The organism is Rhodococcus sp. NPDC054953 (assembly GCF_053609225.1).
This window is the reverse complement of sequence record NZ_JBSGXD010000012.1, coordinates 13,932-30,450: the sequence shown is the minus strand read 5'-3', so window position 1 is coordinate 30,450 and position 16,519 is coordinate 13,932. Positions and strand designations below refer to the sequence as shown.

The window sequence follows — 16,519 nt, the reverse complement described above, 5'->3', positions numbered from 1 at the left end:
CCTTCGGGCGGTCGACGGCGGCGCCGTCAACGGTACGCAGGCCCAGCCTCCATCCGGTAGTCGCCCAGCGGGAACCGCTCCGCTTCCCGGAACGCGTTCGCGGTCGATGTCGGCCGCAGCAACGCCGCCTCGCCGTGCTGGTTGAAGTAGTAGCTCCGCGAGGTGGCGCAGCTGCCCGCATAGAAGACGGACCCGTCGAGGTTCTCCGTCATCCGGTCCAGGAAGCGGGTGTTGGCGTCTTCGGTCACCTCAAACACGTCGGCGCCGCGCCGCTGCATCTCGGTGAACAGCCGCGTCATGTGCGCCATCTGCGACTCGATGGTGGTGAAGTAGGACAGGCCGCTGTACGAGTACGGGCTGGCGAGGGTGAGGAAGTTCGGGAACTTCGGCACCGAAACTCCCTCGTAGGCCTGGAAGCGGTTGTCCCGCCACCACTTTCCAAGGTTCCGCTCGCCCCGTCCGATCACCTCAATGGCCGGGAAGTTCACATCCCACAGGTTGAAGCCGGTTGCCAGAATCAGGGTATCGATCGGGGTTGTTCGGCCATCGGCGGTGACGATGCCGTCCGCCTCGATCCGGTCGATGGTTGCGGTCTCGAGCCGCACGTTCCCCTTGGTGAAGGTGCGGAAGTAGCTGTTGGAGAACGTCGGCCGCTTGCAGCCGAAGTCGTAGTCGGGGGTCAACTCGGCCCGCAGCCGCGGGTCCGGCACCTGGGTGCGCAGGAACAGCCGCGACGCCGCCGCCGCGATCTTGTTCAGCACCTTCGCCTGCCGGTAGTGCAGGACCGCGGTGACCATCAGCCCCTCGAGCAGCCCGTCACTCACCGTGCGGGCGGCCCGCTGGGTGAGCGGGACCTTCGTAAACAGGCGTTGCACCGGACCGGGAATGGGCAGGTCCAGCTTCGGCACCACCCAGATCGGGGTGCGCTGATACACGGTCAGCTCGGCGGCCGTGCGCGCCACCTCCGGGATCAGTTGGACCGCGGTCGCGCCGGTGCCGATGATCGCCGCCCGCGCGCCCGCGAGGTCGACGGAATCGTCCCAGGCGGTGGTGTGCAGGATCGTGCCAGCGAAGGAGTCGATGCCGTCGATGTCCGGCAGGTGCGGCTGGGACAGAAAGCCGGTCGCGGTCAGCAGGTAGCGGCCCGTGACCGGTTCCTGCCCGTCGATCGAGACCACCCAGTGCCGCGCATCGTCGTCCCAGCGGGCACCGGAGACCACCGCACCGAACCGCATGTAGCGACGCAGGTCGTACTTGTCGGCGACGTGGTCGGCGTACTTCTTCAGTTCGGCGCCCGGCGCGAACAGCCGCGACCAGTGCGGGTTGGGTTCGAACGAGTACGAGTAGGTGACGGACGCGATGTCGACGGCCAACCCGGGGTAGCGGTTGACATGCCAGGTGCCGCCGAGGTCGTCCTCCCTGTCGAGGATGGCGAGGTTGGTCATGCCGAGTCGGTTCAGCGCGATCGCCGCGCCCATGCCCCCGAATCCCGCCCCCACGATCACCGCGTCGTACTGCGTCTGCTGGTCCACCGGGCCGCCCTCCTCAAGTGTGTGTCACTGTCAGTATCACTCACTTGAGGAGGGAAGGGAAGAACACTCTCCCGGCCGGACTCAGTCCCGCGGCAGGCCGAGCATCCGCTCCCCGATCACGTTCAGCTGCACCTCGGTGGTGCCGCCGTAGATCGTGGTCGCGCGACCGGCAAGCAACTGTTCCATCGCCTTGTCGCTGGGCTGCCCGGACACCGCGACGGCACCGGCCGCCCCCAGTTCCGCGACCACGAACTCCGAGATCGACTGCCCCAGCCCCATCGCGAGCAGCTTGCCGACCGACGAGGTGGTGCTCACGTCCGACCCGGACAGCTGGCCGAGCACCACCCGGGAACCGATCAGGTCGATCGCCTGACTCTCGGCGATCAGCTCCCCGAACCGGTATCGACCGACCGGGCCGAGATCGCGACCCCGCACGAAGGCCGTCAGGTCGGCATCGCTGGCGTACGCCTCCATCTTCTGACTGAGGGCAACCCGCTCCCCGGCGAGGGTGGTCCTTGCGACGTGCCAGCCGTCGTTCACCTCCCCGACGACGTTCTCGTCCGGAACGAACACGTCATCGAGGAACACCTGGTTAAACAGGGCGGACCCGGTCATCTCCCGCAGCGGCCGAACCGTCACCCCCGGGGTGGACATGTCCAGCACGAAGTAGGTGATGCCCTCGTGCTTCGGCCGGTCCGGGTCGGTGCGGGCGATGAGCATCGCCCAGTCCGCGAACTGCGCGACCGTCGTCCAGATCTTCTGCCCAGTGACCTTCCAGCCGCCGTCCACCCGGACGGCCTTGGTGGTCAGCGACGCCAGGTCGGAGCCTGCGCCGGGCTCGGAGAACAGCTGGCACCACACCAGGTCGCCGCGCAGCGTCGGCACTACCAGGTCCCGCTTCTGCCGCTCATCGCCATGCCCGACGAGCGCGGACACCGCCCAGCCGCCCATCAGCAGCTGCGGCATCGCGATGCCCGACGACTTGATCTCCTGTGCGATGACGATCTGCTCGAGCGGTCCGGCCCCGCGGCCGTACGGCCTCGGCAGGTGCGGCTGCACCCAGCCCCCGTCGCCGAGCGCGATCAGCTGGTCGTCCTCGTCGTCGATCGCGGCGATCGGGGCGAGGTCGGCGCGGACCGTCGCGCGGATCCGCTCCGCCTCCTCCGGCAACTCCAGTTCGGACACCCGGGTGGTCCCGGCGAGCGCCTGGACGGCGAGCCGCTCCACCCGATCCTCGCGGGTGCCAAGGACGGCGCGGATGGACAGGGCCCGCCGGTAGTACAGGTGGGCGTCGTGTTCCCAGGTGAATCCGATGCCGCCGTGCACCTGGATGCAGTCCTGGGCGACCTGCACGGCAGCGTCGGGCACGATCACCGCAGCGACGTCGGCCGCGAAATCGGCGGTGTCGTCGCCCTTGTCAAGTGCGGATGCGGCGTCCCACAGTGCCGCGCGGGCCTTCTCCAGCGCGACACCCATGTACGCGCAGCGGTGCTTGACGCCCTGGAACTGCCCGATCGGGCGCCCGAACTGGACCCGGGTCTGCGCGTACTCGGCGGCGGTGGACACGCACCAGGAGATCACCCCGACCGCCTCGGCGGCCAGCACCACCGACGCGATGGACCGGACGCGGCGGTCCTCGAGTCCGATGGCCCGGTCCGCCGCAACAACCCGTCCGAGCGCCTCGATCCGGGCCGACCCGCGCAGCACATCGAGTCCGTCCTGCGCGGTCGCGGTGACCGCATCGGAATCGACGGCAAGCCATCGGGATTCACCGTCCACGTCGACGGGGAGCAACAGCACGTCGGCGTGCTCGGCGCCGGGTACCGCGTCAGCGGACCCGGTGAGTCGGCGGTCTCCGTCGAGCCGGAAGTCGCCGCCCAGTGCCAGCGCCGCGGTCCCGGTCCCGTCGAGCAGGCCGGGGAGGAGATGCCGGGCCGCCGCTCCGCCGTCCGCGGCGAGCACCGCCGCAGCGAGCGCGGTCGGCACGAACGGTCCGGGAGAAACGGTGCGCCCCAATGCCTCCAGCGCCACAGCCAGACCGAGCAAACCCGCGCCCTGTCCGCCCTCCGCCTCCGGAACCGCGAGCCCGAGTAGGTCCTGCGCCACCAGGGCCGCCCAGAATTCCGGGAACTTGCTCTCCGTCTTGGCTTCCACGGCGGCGCGGACCTGCTCGGCGGTGATCGTCCGCTCCGCGAACGCCCGCACCGATTCGGCGAGGGCGGCGTGTTCCTCGCTCAGCCCGACACCGAGCTCGTAGCTGTTGTGCGCCATCGCGATCAACCGAGCCGGTCCGCGAGATCGTCGATGCCCCACGGCCCCTCGGATTCGATGGTCTCGCCGCCGGACCAGTTGACGAGTTCGGTGATCGCCCCGCCCTGCACCGCGAACACCTTGCCGGTCAGCTTGCAGTCGGCCGCCGCAAGGCGGGCAACCAGCGGGGAGATGTTCGATGGCGCGAAGGCGTCGAATTCGCCCTCCGGGACCTCGGCGGCGAACAGCGCCCCCATGCCGGGGGTGGCGAGGGTGAGCCGGGTCCGGGCGATCGGCGCGATCGCGTTGACCCGCACCCCGTACCGCTCGAGTTCGTCGGCGGCGACCAGGGTCATCGCGGCGATCCCGGCCTTCGCGGCGCCGTAGTTGGCCTGCCCGGCGTTCGGCATGAAGGTGCCGGACGCGGACGCGGTGTTGACGACCGCCGCCTGCACCGGATCGCCCGCCTTGGCCCGGTCCTTCCAGTACGCGGCGGCATGATGCAGGGTCGCGGCGTGTCCCTTGAGGTGGACGGCGATGACGGCGTCCCACTGGGACTCCTCCATGCCGGCGATGAACGCGTCGCGCAGGATTCCCGCGTTGTTGACCAGGATGTCGAGCCCGCCGAACTCGGCGACCGCCTGGTCGACGAGGGCCTTGGCGCCCGCCCAGTCGGCGATGTTGTCGGTGTTGGCGACGGCCCGCCCGCCCGCGGCGACGATCTCATCGACAACCTGCTGCGCCGGTCCGGTGTCGGCGCCGGTGCCGTCGTTGGCGCCGCCCAGGTCGTTGACGACGACCGCGGCACCCTCCCTCGCGAAGAGCAGGGCGTGCTCGCGGCCGATGCCGCGGCCCGCGCCGGTGATGATCGCGACGCGTCCGTCCAGGGTTCCCATCAGTACCGTTCTCCTCGAAAGTCGTGTGTGTGATGCGGATGCGTCAGCCGTCAGGCGTCGGCAATGACGGCGAGCCCGTCCTTGAGGACGAGATCGTCCCCGACCGTCGTCTCGTAGGCATACGCCTGTGAGTCCTTTTGGCCCGCCATGGGGCCAGAAGGACTCACAGCCCAGAATCGGGTGGTGATGTCCTGTTCCGGCAGAACCGGTTTCGCGAACCGCACCGCTAGTCGCCTCAGCCGTTCGGTGCGTCCGTCCGCGAACTCGGTAACCGCCGCCCAGGACGTGAATGCCATCGTGCACAGGCCGTGGTTGATGATGCCGGGAAGCCCGGACATCTTGGCGATCTCGTCATCGAGGTGGATCGGCATCGGGTCACCGGACGCCGGCGAGTACCGGAAGGTCTGGTCCTTGTCGATGTGCTGCGCGATCTCCGCGATTGGGTCGGTCGCGCGCAGCGCCTCGTCGAACCGGTGGCCGGGTGCCTGTTCCCCGAGACCGGGTCCGGCGTCGACCTTCCGGAAGAACGCCGTCATCCACTGTTCGTTCACGAGTTCACCTCCGTCGGTGCGGGTTTCGACGTACACGACGACGGTGGAGCCGTTGTCGCGCCCGGTGAACCCGACCGGCTTGGCTCGGGTGACGAGTCTGTCCCCCGGCAGGATCGGGCGATGGAAGTGGAAGTCCTGCTCCCCGTGCACGAGCTTCATCAGCAGTTCCACCGGGGCCACCGCGAGCGCGGCCGGTGCCATCGACGTGAACGCCGGGACCACCGCGAACACCGGCGGCGCGATCTCGCCGCGCAGGTGCCGCTCGATCGGGTCGTTGGTTGCCGCGGCGTACTCGGCGATCCGCTGCGCGGTGACGTCGAACGTCTGCGCCTCGGTCCACTCCCCGAGGCTCGACGAGTCGAACTCGACTGTGGGCGCGCTCATCAGCCGACCATTTCGGCAAACTTCGCCAGCGACGTCTCGAGGTCCGCGGCGGCGTTCTTTGCGACGGCCTTGCCGATCGGCCCGACGATCATGGTGCCCTTGAAGCTCGCATCCACGCTGGCCTTCGAACCGGAGCCCTCCGGCTCCACACGAAGCGTGAACTCGACGGTGACCCCGGCCATGCCGGTGCCTGCGATGCGGACCAGGTTGGGCGCGTCGACTTCGGTGACGGTCCACTCAATCTTGTTGGCCATGCCCATCACCGAGACGACCTCGGTGAAGCGGACCCCGAGCGCGACCTCGGTCGGCAGGTCACTCTTCCAGCCCTGGTGGATGGTCAGCCACTCCTCCCAGCGGGACAGATCGGAGAGGGCGTCCCAGGTCTTGTCGGGGGCGGCGGGCAGGGAGGCGGAGACGGAGACGGAAGCCATGACGAACTCCTTGCTGTAGTGGTGGAAGAGGATTCAGCGGTTGGCGGGGCGGTAGGCGGAGACGACGACGGCGCCGCCGAGTCCGATGTTGTGCTGCAACGCGACCCGGGCGCCGTCGACCTGCCGGGCATCGGCGTCGCCGCGCAGCTGCCAGGTCAGCTCGCTGCACTGGGCGAGTCCGGTGGCGCCGAGCGGGTGTCCCTTGGAGATGAGGCCGCCGGACGGGTTGACCACCCATCGGCCGCCGTAGGTGGTGTCGCCTGCGTCGACGAGCTTGCCGCCCTCCCCCTCGGCGCACAGTCCGAGCGCCTCGTAGGTGAGCAACTCGTTGGTGGAGAAGCAGTCGTGCAGCTCGATGACGTCGATGTCGTCTGGCCCGATCCCGGCCTGCTCGTACACTTTTCGGGCGGCGGTGCGGGTCATGTCGGCGCCGACGAGGCTGATGGCACTCTTGTCGGCGAACGTGGATTCGAGGTCGGTGACCATCGCCTGCCCGACGATCTCGACCGCCCGGTCGGCGAGGCCGTGCTGATCGACGAACCGCTCGCTGGCGAGAATCACCGCGCCGGACCCGTCGGACGTCGGGGAGCATTGCAGCTTGGTCAGCGGCCCGTAGATCGGCTTCGACGCGAGGATCTCGTCGAGCGTGTATTCCTGCTGGAACTGGGCGTACGGGTTGTTCGTCGAGTGCTTGTGGTTCTTGACACCGATCTTGGCGAACTGCTCGGCTGTGGTGCCGTAGCGCTCCATGTGTTCCTTGCCCGCCGCACCGAACATGTACGGGGCGGGCGGCATCGCGAACTCCTGGAGTTCGGCGAGGGCGAGCAGGTGCCGCATCATGGGCTGCTCGCGGTCGTCGTAGGTGGTGCCCAGCGAACCCGACTGCATCTTCTCGAAGCCGAGCGCCAGTGTCGCGTCGGCGAGCCCGCCGCGGATCGCCTGAGCGGCGAGGAACAGGGCCGCCGAGCCGGTGGAGCAGTTGTTGTTGACGTTGACGATCGGGAGACCGGTCAGGCCCAGCTCGTAGATCGCGCGCTGACCGGAGGTGGACTCGCCGTACACGTAGCCGGCGTACGCCTGCTCGATCAGGCGGTAGTCGATGCCCGCATCCTCGAGCGCCTTGGTTCCGGCCTCGCGGGCCATGTCCGGGTAGTCCCACTCGCGGGCCCCCGGCTTCTCGAACTTCGTCATCCCGACCCCGACGACGAACACCCGGTTACTCATCTGCACTCCTGGAGGCGGAAGTTGTGTGTGACACGCTGTCCAGCACAAGGTAGGTGAGACACGGTGTCCAGTCAATCGTTTCCGTGGGTATGGTTGCGGCGATGCCGACGACCACCGACGCCACCGCCCCCGGAGACGGCCGGTCCACCCGCTGGGACGGACACAAGGCCGAGCGACGCGACCTCATCCTCGAGGCCGCGATCGAGGCGATCGCCGAGGACGGGCCGGACATCGGGGTCGCGCAGATCGCCGCGCGGGCCAACCTGCCCAGGTCGGTGGTGTACCGGATCTTCAAGGACCGCGGCGACCTCGACGAACAGCTGCGGGCCCGGATCCTGGACCGGCTGATGACGCACGTCACGCCGACCTTCGCCCCCGAGGGCACCATCGAGGAGGCCATCGCCGGCGCGGTGGACAACTATCTGCGCTGGATCGTCGGATCGCCGCGGCTGCACCAGTTCCTCGGCACCGGCTCACCGAGCAGGCGCACCACCGGCTCGCGCGCGGTCACCGGTACCAAGACGGCGATCGCGCTGCAACTATCCCGGCTCCTCGAGTCGATGCTCCGGTCCGCGGACGCCGACACCGCCCTGTCCGAGACCCTCGCGTTCGGCCTGACCGGGCTGGTCGACGTCAGCGTCAACCGCTGGCTGTCCAACGCCGACCCCGCGGTGGACGCCGACCAGCTCGCCGCCTTCCTCACCGCGTCCATCTGGCAGGTCCTCGACGGCAACCTGCAGCGCCTCGGCGTCCACCTCGACCCGACGACGCCGGTCGCACGCCTCCTCTGACCCGCCCTCCGAAGCATTGAACGGGGGTTCATTCGGCATCTGGCGGCGCAATCTCGCACATGAACCCCCATTCAACGCATCGCGCGGGGTATTAGATTGTGCGCTACTTAATCGTGTACGCTTCGGATTGTGACGGCCGACGACCCCCTCGCCCTCGACCGCCAGGTCTGCTTCGCGCTGGCCGTGGCAAACCGCGCCGTGCTGTCGGTGTACCGGCCACTGCTCGAGCCGATGGGCCTCACCCACCCGCAGTATCTCGTGATGCTCGCGCTGTGGGGCGACGCGCCGATGTCCGTGAAGTCGATCGGCGCTGCGCTGCAACTGGATTCGGCGACGCTATCGCCGCTTCTTAAGCGCCTCGAGGCGTCCGGGTTGATCACCCGCACCCGCAGCGCGGAGGACGAACGCGCGCTCGTCGTCGACCTGACCGACGCCGGTCGCGCGCTGCGCGCCGATGCGGAGCGGATCCCCCCTGCCGTGGTCGCCGCCCTCGGCGTCGGGCTACCCCAACTTGAGGAACTGCACCGAGTCCTCACCGGCATCAACACGGCGGCGCTGGCTGCCGGGGCACTGGAGAAGTGAGCACAGGCATGATGGGCACCACCACACCCAACCCGCTGCAGTGGATCGCGTATGCGTTCGGCGCGAAGCTTCCCGCCTCGATGAACGACTGGGTACGCAATGACCTCACCGGCGACCGCTACGTGGTGCGTCACCTGCTGCGGCAGCAGGTTCCGTTCCTCCCGCTGTACGCGATGTTCCTGCTCTTCCCGGGGCCGCTGTGGCTGCGCGCCTCGATGGTGCTGCTCGGCATGTCGCTCGCGGTCTTCTACTCGGTGGTCTACATCCACCAGAACCGGGCACGGCGGCTGCAGAAAAACGGCCTGCCGATGGACCTCGACAACGACAAGCGTCGGGCCGCGCGCGCCGCCGAGATCGAGGCCTACGACCGGTTGTGGCGCTGACCGTCGGTCACGTCACCGACCGCTCAGGAGCCGCTCTCGACCGGACGTCCCGACGCGATCCACGCCTCGGTGCCACCCGCGACGTTGACGGCGTTGATACCCGTCGCGCCCAGATACTGCGCCGCCTGCGCGCTCCGGCCACCCATCGCACAGATCACGTACACCGGGTCCGCGGCTGGGATCTCGTCCAGACGGGCCGTGAACTCGCTGAGCGGGACGAGCACCGCGCCGGGGACCCGCGCCCGCGCGTACTCGTCGGCCTCGCGCACGTCGATCAGCGCGGCGCCTGCGGCGAGCTCCTCCGCCAGCGCGTTCACATCCACTTGCTGCATTTTCGTCCTCCAGACGGGTCGACGACAGTCTACCGACGACTCAGTAGCGGGCGACCGCGCCGTCGACGGCCTCCTGCAGGCGATCACGGACGAGTCGGGCGATCGCCGCGGGCTTGTCGGGAAGCTCGGTGATCGGGGTGCCGAAGTAGACGCTCGCGCCGCGGGTGGCCGGGCCACCGGACCCGCCGTAGCTGATGCCCATGTGCAGGAGCGCGGGCGTGACCCCAAGCCGGATCGCCCGGCTGGTGATGTGCCCGACGCCGCTGCCGACGGCCTGCAGCCGCCTCGGGTCGCCCTCGTTGCAGGTGCCCTCCGGGAAGATCGCCAGGCTGTCGCCGCGGCGCATGCGCTCGGCGCACACGTCCATCATCCGCTGGCCCGCGGCGTTGACCGCCCGCATGCCGTGGTTGCGGCCCCGGAACACCGGGATCGAGCCCATCAGGTCGATCCGGTCGCGCAGCGCCCGGTCGGCGAACAATTCGTCCTTGGCCAGCACCCTGGTCCGGCCGATCACCGACCGCAGCGGGCTGCGCCAGGCCGCCCCCGCCACCGTGTACGGATCCGACTCGGACAGGTGGTTCACCGACAACACCACGCTGACACCGTCCCGGACCAGCGCCGCGATCGTCTCGCGGGCACCCTCCGCGAACCGCACCCGTGGGCGAAACTTCGCGGCCAGCGTCGCGTACGCCGCCTTCGCGAGCAGCCGGTTCTGCCGGTGCGCGAGGTAGAAGTCGTACACGACGTCGGAGTTCTCGAGGGTCACGTTCGGCTTCGTCATAAAACCTACGGTACCGTAGGTTAGGTCGGGTCGGCACGTCCGCTCGGCGGCGGTTCGGGCGTCCGGGACTAGCATCGGCGCATGACCATCGCCTTCGTTCAGGCCACCTGGCACCGGTCCATCGTCGACCACGCGCGGGATGCATTCGCCGCCCGCTGGCGCGAGCTCGGACACGACCCCACCGATATCGAGTTCTTCGAGACGCCCGGCGCGTTCGAGATTCCGCTGCACGCCAAGAGGTTGGCCAGCACTGGACGCGTCGACGCCGTCGTCGCCGCGGGACTCGTCGTCGACGGCGGCATCTACCGGCACGACTTCGTCGCGTCCGCCGTGATCGACGGCCTGATGCGGGTGCAACTCGACACCAACGTGCCGGTGTTCTCCGCGGTGCTCACCCCGCACCACTTCCACGAGCACACCGACCACGCCGACTTCTTCACCGCCCACTTCGACAAAAAGGGCGCCGAGGTCGCGGACGCCTGCTCCGCCACCCTCGCCTCGCTGGCCACGATCACGTAACCCCCGCCCCCGCCGAGCCCGCCGCCCCCGCCGCCCCCTCCGACCGAATGTGGGATTCGGTCAGTCTGACTGAATCCCACATTCGGTCAGGCCGGGCGGCGGTCAGGCCGGGCGGCGGTCAGGCCGGGCGGCGGTCAGGCCGGGCGGCGGTCAGGCCGGGCGGCGGTCAGGCGTCGAGGCCGGCGAGGAAGTCGAGCCAGATCGCGTTGACCTCGTCGGGCTTCTCCATCTGGACGAAGTGGCCCGCCCCGTCGACGACGTGGGTTCCGACCAGCCCGGGGACGAGGGTCTGCATGGTGGCGAACGGGTCCCGTCCCATCATTTCCAGGACGGGGTCCTTCGCGCCGGCGACGAAGACGGTCGGCACCTCGATCGGGAGGTCGTGGCGGGTCTCGTTCTGCGCCCACACCGCATCCTCCGCGCGGTACCAGTTCAATCCTCCGGTGAACCCGGTTCGGGTGAATTCCTCGACATAGTAGTCGAATTCGGACTCATCGAGCCACGGCCACGGCAGCGACGGTGGGGCGGGGAGGACGTCGAGGTAGCCGTTGCCCTCGGACGGGAACTCCCAGCAGTCCAGGTACCGGTTCGCCCCGGACAGCGCGTGCAGGATCTTCGCGAGGAACTCCCGCGGCCGACCGTTCAGTTCGGCGTCCGCGACGCCGACCTCCTGGAAGTAGTGCACGTGCGCGAAATGCTGGGACGCCAGGTACCGGAACCCGACGGTGGGCTGCACCGGAAGCCGAGGCGTCCGCGGAACGCTGAGCTGCATCAGCGCCCGCACCCGCCCGGGCGCCCAGGCGGGCAGGTCCCACACCAGGTGGGCGCCGAAGTCGTGCCCGGCGAACACCGCCTGCTCGAGGTCGAGGGCGTCGAGCAGCCCGACGAGGTCGCCGACCGTGTGCGGACGGTCGTAGGCGGCGGCGTCGCCGGGCGCGCTGCTGCGCCCGTAGCCGCGCATGTCGGGGGCGATCACCCGGTACCCGGCCCGGGACAGCGCCTCGATCTGGTGCCGCCAGGTGAACCACAGGCCGGGGAAGCCGTGGCACAGCACCACCGGCATCCCCTGCCCCTGCTCGGCGACGTGCAGGTCGATGCCGTTCACCGGCAGGGTCCGATGAGTCAGCTCCGACATCAGGAGCGTTCCGTGCGCGTCGAGTCGGTCAGATGCGCCGCGAGCCACTCGACCACGTCGCCGAGCACCTGCTCGCGCTCCGGTTCGTTGAACACCTCGTGGTACAGGCCCGGGTACTCCCGGTATGTCAGATCCGTCGACCCGGCGGTGGACGCGATCATCCGGCTGCCGTTCACGTTCACGAGCCCGTCCTGCTCGCCGTGCATCAGCAGCAACGGCACCGTCAGCGCGGGCAGTCGCGCGGGCAGCGACTCGGCGTTGACGATCAACCCGCGCGCAATGCCGGCTGGCACCTTGCCGTGGTGCACCAGCGGGTCCGCGTTGTATGCGGCGACGACCTTCGGATCGCGGGAGACCCGGTTCGCGTCGAGCGTCTCCACCGGCAACCCCGGCAGATACCGGCCGAGCATCTTGCCGAACGCGACCACGACGCCGGGAGTTTCCGAGGCCACGTCGACGGCGGGGCCGGACAGGATCAGCCCGGCCAGGTCCGCCTGGTGGTCGAGTGCGTAGTCGAGGGCGATCGCCCCGCCCATGCTGTGACCGAGCAGGTACACCGGCAGCCCGGGATGCGCGGCGCGGGCGATGGCGAACACCCGGTGCAGGTCGTCGGTGAAATCGCGCCACTCCCGGAGCTCGACGCGCTTACCGCCGGATCGTCCGTGCCCGCGGTGGTCGGGCGCGTACACCACCAGGCCGAGGTCGGTGAGCCGCCGCACGACATGGTCGTAGCGGCGGGCGTGCTCGCCGAACCCGTGGGCCAGCACCAGGATCGCGACCGGATCCCCGTCCGGGGTCCAGGTGTCGTAGGTGATCCGGGTGCCGTGATTGCCGGTGAACGATCCCTCTGTGCGCGTCACCTCGCCCACGATATGCGCCCGACGCCCGGCGCGCGGCGACTACGCCAGGTGGCAGGCCACCTGCCCACCCCCGACCACCTCGGTCACCACCGGGACCTCGGTCCGGCAGCGCTCGACCGCCACCGGGCAGCGGGTGCTGAACGCGCAGCCCGGGGGCGGGTTGGCCGGGTCGGGCAGCTCGCCGGACAGCCGGATCCGTTCCCGTTCGCGCTGCCGTCGCGGGTTCGGGACCGGGACCGCCGACAGCAGCGCCTTGGTGTACGGGTGCGCGGGCGCGCTGAACAAGCGATCCGACGGCCCCCACTCCACGATCCGGCCCAGGTACATCACCGCGGTGGTCTGCGCGATGTGCCGGACCACCGCGAGGTCGTGGGCGATGAATAGGTACGCGATGCCCAGCTCCCGCGAGAGTCGTTCGAGCAGCGCAATCACCTGGTTCTGGGTGGACACGTCGAGCGCGCTGACGGCCTCGTCCGCGATGATCAGCTTCGGTTCGACGGCGATCGCGCGGGCGATCGCGATGCGCTGACGCTGCCCGCCGGAGAATTCGTACGGATACCGCTGGGCGTGCTCCCGCCGGAGCCCGACCTGCTCGAGCAGGTCCCCGACCTTGCGCCGGCGGGCCTCCGCGTCGAGATCGGTGTGCACCTCGAGGGGTTCGGCGATCGCATCGCCGACGGTGCGCGCCGAATCCAACGACGAGTACGGGTCCTGGAACACCATCTGCATGTCGCGGCGCGCGGACCGAAGCTCGGTGCGGGACAGGGCGGTCACGTCGACGCCGTCGAGGGTGACGGTCCCGGATGCGACGTCGACGAGCCGGAGAATTCCCCGCGCGGTGGTCGACTTCCCCGACCCCGACTCGCCGACCAACGCAAAGGTCTCACCCGAACGGATGTCGAAGCTGACGTCGTTGACCGCCCGAACGGTCCGTCTGCGACCGAACAGCGCTTCCCCGCTACCAAACTCCACGTTCAGTCCGCGCACGGCGAGCAGCGGCGCCTCGGTCCGGGCCTGCACGTCGACCGTCATGAGCATCCCTCCAGGGTGAGTTCCTCGACCCGCGCACACCGCGCGAGGCGCTCGCCGCCGAGGCCCCCCAACCCGACGGTGGTGTCGCACACCGGTTCCCGGTACCCGCAGCGCGGCGCGAAGCGGCAGCCCGTCGGGATTGAGCCGGGGACCGGCGGGGAGCCGGGGATGGTGTGCAGGTCGACCCGGCCGTCGATCGACGGCACCGACTTGAGCAGCCCCTCCGTGTACGGGTGTCGGGGGGTGTCGTACAGGTCACCGGTGCGGGCCCGCTCAACGACCTGACCCGCATACATCACCACCACCTCGGTGCACAGGTCCGCGACCACCCCGAGGTCGTGGGTCACGAACAGCACACCCATGTCGAATTGTGTTGCCATGTCCCGGATCAGGTCGAGAACCTGCGCCTGAATCGTGACGTCCAACGCGGTGGTCGGTTCGTCGGCGATCAGCAGCTTGGGCTCACAGGCGAGCGCCATCGCGATCATCACCCGCTGCCGCATGCCGCCGGAGAACTCGTGCGGGTACTCCGTGACCCGCCGCGCGGCATTCGGAATGCCGACCAGGTCGAGCACCTCGACAGCCCTGGCGAGCGCCGCCTTGCGGCCGACGCCGCGGTGCCTGCGGACCACCTCGGCGATCTGGTCACCGACGGTGAACACCGGGTTCAGGCTCGTCATCGGCTCCTGGAAGATCATCGCGATGTCGTTACCGCGCACCGCGCCCAGTTCCCGTTCGGACGCGGCCAACAGGTCGCGGCCCTGGAAGCGAATGCTTCCGGCGGTCACCCGCGACTGGCGTTGCGGCAGCAGCCGCAGCACCGACGAGCAGGTGACGCTCTTGCCGGACCCCGACTCCCCGACCAGCCCGACGAGGTCACCCGCCCGGACGTCGAAGGTGACGTCCTGCAGCACCGGGGTCCATCCGCCGTGGGTGAGGAACTCGACGCCGAGTCCCTCGACGGTCAGCAACGTCTCGCTCATCGCTCACTCCTGTTCTCGCGTCCGACGGAATCCCGGATGCCGTCGCCGAGGGTGTTGCAGGCCAGCACCGCGAGGATGATCGCGACCGCCGGAATCAGCACCGGCCACGGCGTGTAGTTCCACGCCTCGCGCCCCTCGGCGAGCATCCGCCCCCAACTCGGGTCGGGTGGCTGCACACCGAGGCCGAGGAAGCTCAGCGACGACTCCGCGAGCATCGCGAACCCGCAGGCGAGACTGACCTGGACGATCAGCGGGGAGAAGATGTGCGGGAGGACGTGGGTGCGGATGATCCGTCCGGTCGGGGTCCCGATGCTCCGAGACGCCTCGATGAAGGTGTCCTCGCGCACCGAGATCACCGCGCCGCGCACCACCCGGTAGAAGCGGGGCGCGAACACGATGCCGATCGCGATCATGGCGTTGGTCAGGTTCGGTCCCATCACACCGACGATGGCCATCGCGAGCAGCAGCGGCGGGAAGCTGAGGAAGGCGTCCGCGACACGCGAGATCACCGCGTCCCACCGCTTGCCGAGGAAGCCGGCGATCAGCGCGGGGACCACCCCGAGCACCAACCCGACGGACACCGAGATCGCGGCGGCGGACACCGCGACCCGCATCCCGTACATCAACCGGGACAACGTGTCCCGTCCGAGGTTGTCGGTGCCCAGCAGGTAGCCATCGCTCAGCGGGGGCAGTCGGCGGGCGGTCAGTTCCTGCGCGAGGGGGTCGTGCGGGGCGATCAGCGGCGCCAGCAGCCCGATGACGGTGATCGCGATCAGGAAGGCCGCCGACAGCACCGCTGCCCGTCGACCGCGGAGCCTGCGGAAGAACCGGCGGCGCGGCGACTCCACGACATCGGCAACGGATCCGTCGGTGACCGAATTGGTCGCATCCAGTGCGGTCATGCGGCCCTCCTAGTCTTCGGGTTGAGGTAGCCGTACGAGATGTCCACCAGCAGGCTCATCACCACGGTGGCGAGCACTCCGAAGATGACCACGCCCTGAATCGTCGGCAGGTCACCGGACAGCACCGCCTGGATCGCGAGATCGCCGAGACCCTTGAGCCCGAACACCGATTCGATGACGGCGGTACCGCCGAGCAGGAACGCGATCTGCATGCCGAGGACGGTGGCCGTGGGGATGAAGGCGTTCTTCAACGCGTGTTTGACCAGGACGGTGCGCCGCGACAGGCCCTTCGCCGTCGCGGTGCGGATGTAGTCCTGCTGCATCACGTCGATCATCGAACTCCGCAGCTGCCTGGCGATCTCCGCTGCCGCGGCGACGCCGAGCGCGATCGCGGGCAGCAGCAGGTGCGAGAGCCACGGCCACAGCCCCTTCGCCAGGGGCGTGTATCCGGTGGCGGGCAACACCTTCAGATTCATCGCGAAGAGCAGCACCAGCAGCAGCGCGAGAACGAAGTTGGGTGTCGCGACACCGAGGGTTGACCCGACACCGGCGACCCGATCCTGCCAGCTGCCCGGCCTGCTGCCGCCGACGATGCCCGCCGGGATACCGATGAGCAGGGCGACGATCACCGAGACCACCGCCAACGACAGCGTCACCGGGATCCGGTCGACGATCATATCCAGCACCGGCGCCTTGTAGGTGAAGCTGGTGCCGAGGTCGCCCTGCACGAGGCCGGTCAGGAAGTTCACGTACTGCACCACGACCGGTTGGTCGAGACCCAGTTCCTGCCGGACCATCTCGACCTGTTCCGGCGTCGCCGACTCGCCTGCGATCCGGTGCGCCGGGTCGCCAGGGATGAGGAAGACGAGGCTGAAGGTGATCGCGGTCGCGATCAGGAGCAGCGGGACGACGGCGAGCAGCCGGCTCCCGATCAGACGTAGCACTGTGTGT

Annotated in this window: 18 protein-coding genes; 4 read left to right on the top strand and 14 right to left on the bottom strand. The window is 69.3% G+C overall.

Annotated features, from left to right (window positions below):
- Window positions 1-26: 26 nt before the first annotated feature.
- The 6 genes from ACWF62_RS10665 to ACWF62_RS10640 all read right to left on the bottom strand — a co-directional run bounded on the left by ACWF62_RS10665 (window position 27) and on the right by ACWF62_RS10640 (window position 7,268).
- The gene (locus ACWF62_RS10665) at window positions 27-1,478 is read right to left on the bottom strand and encodes a flavin-containing monooxygenase (protein WP_452630069.1); all 1,452 of its coding nucleotides are present in this window, start codon (window positions 1,476-1,478) and stop codon (window positions 27-29) included.
- Window positions 1,479-1,613: 135 nt separating this feature from the next.
- On the bottom strand, window positions 1,614-3,803 hold the full coding sequence (locus tag ACWF62_RS10660) for an acyl-CoA dehydrogenase (RefSeq protein ID WP_378509172.1): 2,190 nt from the start codon (window positions 3,801-3,803) through the stop codon (window positions 1,614-1,616).
- A gap of 5 nt (window positions 3,804-3,808) precedes the next feature.
- On the bottom strand, window positions 3,809-4,678 hold the full coding sequence (locus tag ACWF62_RS10655; RefSeq protein ID WP_378509173.1) for an SDR family oxidoreductase: 870 nt from the start codon (window positions 4,676-4,678) through the stop codon (window positions 3,809-3,811).
- A gap of 50 nt (window positions 4,679-4,728) precedes the next feature.
- A complete protein-coding gene (locus ACWF62_RS10650) occupies window positions 4,729-5,613 on the bottom strand; it encodes a MaoC/PaaZ C-terminal domain-containing protein (protein WP_378509174.1) in 885 nt (294 codons plus the stop codon).
- The gene (locus ACWF62_RS10645; protein ID WP_378509175.1) at window positions 5,613-6,044 is read right to left on the bottom strand and encodes a type II toxin-antitoxin system Rv0910 family toxin; all 432 of its coding nucleotides are present in this window, start codon (window positions 6,042-6,044) and stop codon (window positions 5,613-5,615) included. The genes ACWF62_RS10650 and ACWF62_RS10645 overlap by 1 nt, the downstream gene beginning before the upstream one ends.
- Window positions 6,045-6,077: 33 nt before the next feature.
- A complete protein-coding gene (locus tag ACWF62_RS10640; RefSeq protein WP_378509176.1) occupies window positions 6,078-7,268 on the bottom strand; it encodes a lipid-transfer protein in 1,191 nt (396 codons plus the stop codon).
- Window positions 7,269-7,369: 101 nt separating this feature from the next.
- Here ACWF62_RS10640 and ACWF62_RS10635 point away from each other — a divergent pair, with 101 nt between their 5' ends.
- The 3 genes from ACWF62_RS10635 (at window position 7,370) to ACWF62_RS10625 (ending at window position 9,024) form a co-directional block, all read left to right on the top strand.
- Window positions 7,370-8,059 (top strand): TetR/AcrR family transcriptional regulator, encoded by a 690-nt coding sequence (locus ACWF62_RS10635; RefSeq protein WP_452630017.1) that lies wholly within the window; start codon window positions 7,370-7,372, stop codon window positions 8,057-8,059.
- A gap of 129 nt (window positions 8,060-8,188) precedes the next feature.
- On the top strand, window positions 8,189-8,641 hold the full coding sequence (locus ACWF62_RS10630) for a MarR family winged helix-turn-helix transcriptional regulator (RefSeq protein ID WP_378509178.1): 453 nt from the start codon (window positions 8,189-8,191) through the stop codon (window positions 8,639-8,641).
- Between the two features lie 11 nt (window positions 8,642-8,652).
- Window positions 8,653-9,024 (top strand): DUF5313 family protein, encoded by a 372-nt coding sequence (locus ACWF62_RS10625; RefSeq protein WP_378509188.1) that lies wholly within the window; start codon window positions 8,653-8,655, stop codon window positions 9,022-9,024.
- Window positions 9,025-9,047: 23 nt separating this feature from the next.
- On the opposite strand, the gene ACWF62_RS10620 is transcribed toward ACWF62_RS10625, so the two are convergent.
- Together ACWF62_RS10620 and ACWF62_RS10615 are read right to left on the bottom strand one after the other, a co-directional pair.
- Entirely contained in the window at window positions 9,048-9,356 is a 309-nt protein-coding gene (locus ACWF62_RS10620) for a rhodanese-like domain-containing protein (protein ID WP_378509179.1), read from the bottom strand.
- A gap of 40 nt (window positions 9,357-9,396) precedes the next feature.
- Window positions 9,397-10,137, bottom strand: a complete 741-nt coding sequence (locus ACWF62_RS10615; RefSeq protein ID WP_452630016.1) for a lysophospholipid acyltransferase family protein — start codon at window positions 10,135-10,137, stop codon at window positions 9,397-9,399.
- Window positions 10,138-10,218: 81 nt separating this feature from the next.
- Between ACWF62_RS10615 and ACWF62_RS10610 the strand changes: the two genes are divergently transcribed.
- Window positions 10,219-10,656, top strand: a complete 438-nt coding sequence (locus tag ACWF62_RS10610) for a 6,7-dimethyl-8-ribityllumazine synthase (RefSeq protein ID WP_378509181.1) — start codon at window positions 10,219-10,221, stop codon at window positions 10,654-10,656.
- Between the two features lie 166 nt (window positions 10,657-10,822).
- On the opposite strand, the gene ACWF62_RS10605 is transcribed toward ACWF62_RS10610, so the two are convergent.
- Genes ACWF62_RS10605 through ACWF62_RS10580 form a run of 6 tightly spaced genes read right to left on the bottom strand, consistent with a single transcriptional unit; the run spans window position 10,823 to window position 16,512 of the window.
- On the bottom strand, window positions 10,823-11,791 hold the full coding sequence (locus tag ACWF62_RS10605; RefSeq protein WP_452630015.1) for an alpha/beta fold hydrolase: 969 nt from the start codon (window positions 11,789-11,791) through the stop codon (window positions 10,823-10,825).
- Window positions 11,791-12,651: an alpha/beta hydrolase gene (locus tag ACWF62_RS10600; RefSeq protein ID WP_452630014.1), complete on the bottom strand. Its 861-nt coding sequence runs from the start codon at window positions 12,649-12,651 to the stop codon at window positions 11,791-11,793. The genes ACWF62_RS10605 and ACWF62_RS10600 overlap by 1 nt, the downstream gene beginning before the upstream one ends.
- Window positions 12,652-12,690: 39 nt before the next feature.
- Window positions 12,691-13,683 (bottom strand): ABC transporter ATP-binding protein, encoded by a 993-nt coding sequence (locus ACWF62_RS10595; protein WP_452630068.1) that lies wholly within the window; start codon window positions 13,681-13,683, stop codon window positions 12,691-12,693.
- Window positions 13,680-14,666, bottom strand: coding sequence for an ABC transporter ATP-binding protein (locus ACWF62_RS10590; protein WP_452630013.1), 987 nt, complete (start codon window positions 14,664-14,666; stop codon window positions 13,680-13,682). Before ACWF62_RS10590 ends, ACWF62_RS10595 begins: the two co-directional genes overlap by 4 nt.
- Window positions 14,663-15,568, bottom strand: a complete 906-nt coding sequence (locus ACWF62_RS10585) for an ABC transporter permease (RefSeq protein ID WP_378570443.1) — start codon at window positions 15,566-15,568, stop codon at window positions 14,663-14,665. The genes ACWF62_RS10590 and ACWF62_RS10585 overlap by 4 nt, the downstream gene beginning before the upstream one ends.
- Window positions 15,565-16,512, bottom strand: coding sequence for an ABC transporter permease (locus tag ACWF62_RS10580; RefSeq protein WP_452630012.1), 948 nt, complete (start codon window positions 16,510-16,512; stop codon window positions 15,565-15,567). The genes ACWF62_RS10585 and ACWF62_RS10580 overlap by 4 nt, the downstream gene beginning before the upstream one ends.
- Between the last annotated feature and the right edge of the window lie 7 nt (window positions 16,513-16,519).